Annotated in this window: 8 protein-coding genes; all 8 read left to right on the forward strand. The window is 70.2% G+C overall.

Annotated features, from left to right (window positions below; genetic code table 11):
- On the forward strand, positions 1-144 hold a 144-nt coding region (gene rpsM / locus M3N57_05440), incomplete at its 5' end, for a 30S ribosomal protein S13 (protein ID MDP9022139.1).
- A 13-nt stretch (positions 145-157) separates the two neighbouring features.
- Positions 158-550 (forward strand): 30S ribosomal protein S11, encoded by a 393-nt coding sequence (rpsK, locus tag M3N57_05445; GenBank protein ID MDP9022140.1) that lies wholly within the window; start codon positions 158-160, stop codon positions 548-550.
- Between the two features lie 32 nt (positions 551-582).
- Positions 583-1,209 carry a 30S ribosomal protein S4 gene (rpsD, locus tag M3N57_05450; GenBank protein MDP9022141.1) on the forward strand — a complete coding sequence of 209 codons (627 nt, stop codon included), beginning with the start codon at positions 583-585 and terminating at the stop codon, positions 1,207-1,209.
- Between the two features lie 157 nt (positions 1,210-1,366).
- Positions 1,367-2,389: a DNA-directed RNA polymerase subunit alpha gene (locus M3N57_05455; protein MDP9022142.1), complete on the forward strand. Its 1,023-nt coding sequence runs from the start codon at positions 1,367-1,369 to the stop codon at positions 2,387-2,389.
- A gap of 52 nt (positions 2,390-2,441) precedes the next feature.
- Complete coding sequence (rplQ, locus tag M3N57_05460) at positions 2,442-3,179, forward strand: 50S ribosomal protein L17 (GenBank protein ID MDP9022143.1); 738 nt, start codon at positions 2,442-2,444, stop codon at positions 3,177-3,179.
- Positions 3,180-3,246: 67 nt separating this feature from the next.
- A complete protein-coding gene (truA, locus tag M3N57_05465; protein MDP9022144.1) occupies positions 3,247-4,047 on the forward strand; it encodes a tRNA pseudouridine(38-40) synthase TruA in 801 nt (266 codons plus the stop codon).
- A gap of 201 nt (positions 4,048-4,248) precedes the next feature.
- Positions 4,249-4,686, forward strand: a complete 438-nt coding sequence (gene rplM / locus M3N57_05470; GenBank protein ID MDP9022145.1) for a 50S ribosomal protein L13 — start codon at positions 4,249-4,251, stop codon at positions 4,684-4,686.
- 22 nt (positions 4,687-4,708) lie between these two features.
- Positions 4,709-4,914 (forward strand): 30S ribosomal protein S9 (gene rpsI / locus M3N57_05475; GenBank protein ID MDP9022146.1); only part of this gene is annotated, 206 nt, incomplete at its 3' end.

Here is a 4,914-nt window from a genome sequence, read left to right on the forward strand (position 1 = left end):
AAGATCGAGATCGGCAGCTACCAGGGCATCCGCCACCGTCTCGGTCTCCCGGTTCGCGGTCAGCGCACCCACACCAACGCCCGCACCCGCAAGGGTCCGCGCCGCGCTGTCGGCGGCATCCGCAAGCATCAGCGCAAGACTTGAGGGAGCACTGATCATGGCAGCACCCAAGAAGGGGCGCGCGAAGAAGCGCGAGCGGAAGAACGTCGCCCACGCCCAGGTCCACATCACGTCGAGCTTCAACAACACGATCATCACGTTCACCGATCCGCAGGGGAACGTGATCGCGTGGAGCTCCGGCGGGAACGCAGGCTTCAAAGGCAGCCGCAAGAGCACCCCGTTCGCGTCGCAGCTCGCCGCCGAGCAGGCCACCAAAGCCGCCTACGACCACGGCGTGCGGAAGGTCGACGTCCTCGTGAGGGGCCCGGGCGCCGGACGCGAGACCGCCATCCGGACGTTGGCGGCGCAGGGACTCGAGGTGCTGTCGATCAAGGACATCACGCCCGTGCCGCACAACGGCTGCCGTCCGCCGAAGCGGCGTCGCGTGTGACCGCCCGGCGGACGACGAGGAACGACTGACACATGGCTCGATACACCGGCCCGGACTGCAAGCTGTGCCGCCGTGAGCGGCAGAAGCTGTACCTCAAGGGCACCAAGTGCGACTCGCCGAAGTGCCCGGTCGAGCTGCGCCCGTACCCGCCCGGCGAGCACGGCCGTGGCCGCATCAAGGAGAGCGAGTACCTGCTCCAGCTGCGCGAGAAGCAGAAGGCGCGTCGCATCTACGGCGTGCTCGAACGCCAGTTCCGCAACTACTACGAGAACGCCACGCGGATGGAGGGCCTCACGGGGGAGAACCTGCTCAGGCTCCTGGAACTCCGCCTCGACAACGTGGTGTTCCGCGGCGGTCTGGCCCGCTCGCGCGACGAAGCGCGCCAGGTCGTGCGCCACCGCCACGTCGCTCTCAACGGGCGCACCGTCAACATCCCGTCCTACCGGGTCAGGCCAGGCGACGTCGTCGAGTTCCGTGACCGTTCCAAGGACATCACTCCGGTGATCGGTGCGTTGGAGATCTTCGGACGCCACCCCGTGCCCGACTGGCTGCGGACCGACGCCGACGCGCGACGCATCGAGGTCGTCGGCCTGCCCGAGCGGCGCATGATCGACGTGCCCGTGCAGGAGCAACTGATCGTCGAGCTGTACTCGAAGTAGGCGTTGGGCGTCGCCGGCACCGCCGGGCGGCGCGGGACCCGCCCCAGGCCCGGGTCCGGTGAGGGCTGCAAGGCCGTTCACCAGCAGCGGTGGCTCCGATGGCCGGGGACGGGGCCGCCCGAGCACGCGCGTGCGCGACAGACGAGGAGAAGCCCGCATGTCCGATTTCGACTTCTACAACGACGAGATCTCGCTGGGCCAGACCACGGCCGGTTCGCCGTTCATCGCGTACCGGCCGCGGCTGGAGGAAGAGGTCGTCGAGGAGGGCACCCGGTCGCGGTTCGCGATCGAGCCGCTCGAGCCCGGCTTCGGGTACACCCTGGGCAACTCGCTGCGCCGCACGTTGCTGTCCTCGGTCCCGGGCGCTGCGGTGACCAGCATCCGGTTCACCTCCGCCGAGTCTGCTGCGGGCGGTCAGGTGCTGCACGAGTTCGACTCGATCGACGGTGTCAAGGAGGACGTCACCGACATCATCCTCAACATCAAGGAGCTCGTCGTGCGCTCCACGTCCGACGAGCCGGTCGAGATCTTCCTCGGAGGTGACGGGCCAGGCGTGCTCACCGCGGAGAACATCTTCGCGCCGTCGCAGGTCGAGGTGGTCAACGAAGGGCTGCACATCGCCACGCTGAACCAGAACGGCCACCTCGAGATGTACCTCACGGTTCAGCGTGGCCGTGGCTACCGCACCGCCGACGAGAACAAGCGCGGCACGGAGCCGATCGGCGTGATCCCGATCGACTCGATCTTCAGCCCGGTGCGTCGGGTCGCCTACAAGGTCGAGTCCACCCGTGTCGAGCAGATGACCAACTACGACCGGCTGGTGATCGACGTGGCGACCGACGGTGCCGTCTCGCCCGCGCAGGCGCTGTCGTCCGCCGGCGAGACCCTCAAGGTCCTGTTCGAGCAGTTCGCAGCGTTCGAGGTCGGCGGCCCGGGTGGCATCGTGGTCAGCCCCGAGGAGGCGTTCGAGGCGCTGTCCCCGGATCTGATGACGCCGATCGAGGATCTCGACCTGTCGGTGCGGTCGTACAACTGCCTCAAGCGCGAGGGCGTCAGCACGGTCGGGGAGCTGGTCTCCAAGACCGAGAACGATCTGCTCGAGATCCGCAACTTCGGGCAGAAGTCGGTGGACGAGGTCAAGGAGAAGCTGACCGAGATGGGGCTGTCCCTGGCCGAGTAGCAACGGCCCGGGCCGCTGGTCGCCGATCTGCTCGACCGAAGAAGGGAACGACATGCCCAAGCCCAAGCGCGGGCCGCGGTTGGGTGCCGGACCGGCGCATCAGAGACTGCTGCTGGCCAACCAGGCCCAGGACCTGTTCCTGCACGGCCGCATCACGACCACCGAGGCGAAGGCTCGCAGCCTGCGGCCGTACGCGGAGCGGCTGATCACCAAGGCGAAGCGCGGTGATCTTCACGCCCGCCGGCAGGTACTGGCACAGATCCGCGACCAGGACGTGGTGGCGTACCTGTTCGAGGAGATCGCCCCGCGGTTCGCCGACCGACCCGGCGGGTACACCCGGATGTTGAAGCTCGGGCCCCGTCAGGGCGACCACGCCCCCATGGCGATCGTGGAGCTCGTCGAGCAGACCCATGCGGCTCCCGAGGACGTCATCGAGGAGGGCAAGGCCCGCCGCCGCCGCGGCCTGTTCCGCCGCCGTCGCCGCCCCGACCGCGCTGACCTGGCCGCACAGCGGGAACTCGACCTCGAGGAGCAACCCGCGGAGCGCGAGCGTGAGGTCGAGGACGACCTCGACGAGACGGTCTCACCCGAGGTGGTCGAGGAGGCGGAGGCCCCGCCCGATGTCGACACCAAGCCCACCGCCACCGACCGCGCCGCGCAGCAGCGCGGCGACCAGGTCCCCGAGCAGGAGGTCGGCCCGCCGGCGGCCAAGGGCGAGGATCTGACGATCCCCGACGAGGACCGCGACACCCGCCCCGACGCCGGTGGCGGCACCGGAGCGTCTACCTGACGTCGGTCCGCGGTCGCAGCGCCGGCTGCGCCCGTGGGTCACGCCAGCGGCGGCGAACTCGCCCACCATGAGGATCAGGGTCGACCTCGCCTACGACGGGGGGCCGTTCCACGGCTTCGCCCGTCAGCCGCAGCTCCGCACGGTGCAGGGCACCCTCGAGGATCGCCTGTCGCGCCTGCTCGGGCAGGACGTCGACACGATCGGCGCCGGGCGCACCGACCGTGGGGTGCATGCGAGCGGCCAGGTCGTCCACGTCGACGTCGACGAGGGCGTGGCCGCGGCGACACGGGCGCTGGCCGACCGTCCCGGCTTGCGTGGCCGGCTCGACCGGATGGTCGGCGAGGCCATCACGATCTGGCGGGTCCGGTCCGTGGATCCGGCGTACCACGCGCGGTTCTCGGCGACCGAACGCCGCTACCGTTACCGGCTCGCCGACGCACCGGCGCTGCATCCCCTGCGCCGGTTCAACGTCTGGCACCTCGGTGAGGCGCTCTCGGTGGACCGTATGCAGGCCGCGGCCCGCCACCTGGTGGGCGAGCACGACTTCGCATCGCTGTGCCGCGCCGCGGAGGGCCGTCGCACGGTCCGCCGAGTCGATCACATCGCGATCGCCCGGGCGGATGGGCTGGTGCACGTCGCGGTCCGCGGACCGGCGTTCTGTCACCAGCAGATCCGCTCCATGGTCGGGGTGCTGGTCGAGGTCGGACGAGGTCGCCGCGACCCCGACTGGGCTTCCGATGTCCTGGCGGCTCGCGATCGGTCAGCCGCGCCGCGCGTCGCACCTCCCCACGGTCTGACGCTAGAGGTGGTGTCCTACGGCCGGCGGTGGCCGGCGGCGCCACCCAGCGACGTGCTCGACCTGGTGTAGCGACCGCTGCCGCGGGACAGGGCGACGTCAACCGCCACGACCGGGCGGCCCGTGCACGGTTGCTGCCGACGGGGGGCGGGGGTAGGCTCGGTGTGCGGCCCGTAGCGGGCCGCTTTCCGTGCCAGGCTGGCCGGTCTGTTCGAACCTCTTGAACGTCGCCCGGTCCGCTCGGCCCGACACCGCCCGAGCAGCGAGCCCGTGATGCCCACGTACACGCCGAGTGCGAACCAGATCGAGCGTGACTGGTACGTCGTCGACGCCCGGGGACAGGTGATGGGGCGGCTGGCGTCGCGGATCGCGCACGTGCTGCGTGGCAAGCACAAGCCGACCTTCGCGCCGCACCTCGACTGCGGTGACTACGTCATCGTGGTGAACGCCGCCGAGATCGAGCTGACCGGTGACAAGGCGTCCAAGAAGCTGTGGCACCGCCACTCGGGGTTCCCGGGCGGCCTGAAGTCGGTCCCGTTCGCCCGGCTGCTGGACGAGACGCCCGAACAGGCGGTCGAGAAGGCCATCACCGGCATGCTCCCCAAGAACAAGCTCGGCCGGCAGATGGCCCGTAAGCTCAAGGTCTACGCCGGTCCGGACCATCCCCACGCCGCGCAGCAGCCCAGGCCGCTGCCTGACCACCTCACCTGACGCGCTCGCCCAGGAGCAACCCATGGCTGACGAGATCTACGTCGGGCGCCGCAAGTCCGCGGTCGCCCGTGTCCGCCTCCGGCCGGGCAGCGGTGAGTTCGCGCTCAACGGCCGCGGGCTGGAGGACTACTTCCGCACGGAGAAGCACCGCCATCACGCCGTCGAGCCCCTCGCTGTCGTCGAACAGCAGGGCCGCTGGGACGTCGTCGCCCACATCAACGGCGGCGG

This window comes from Actinomycetota bacterium (genome assembly GCA_030776725.1).
Classification (GTDB): Bacteria; Actinomycetota; Nitriliruptoria; order Nitriliruptorales; family JAHWKO01; genus JAHWKW01.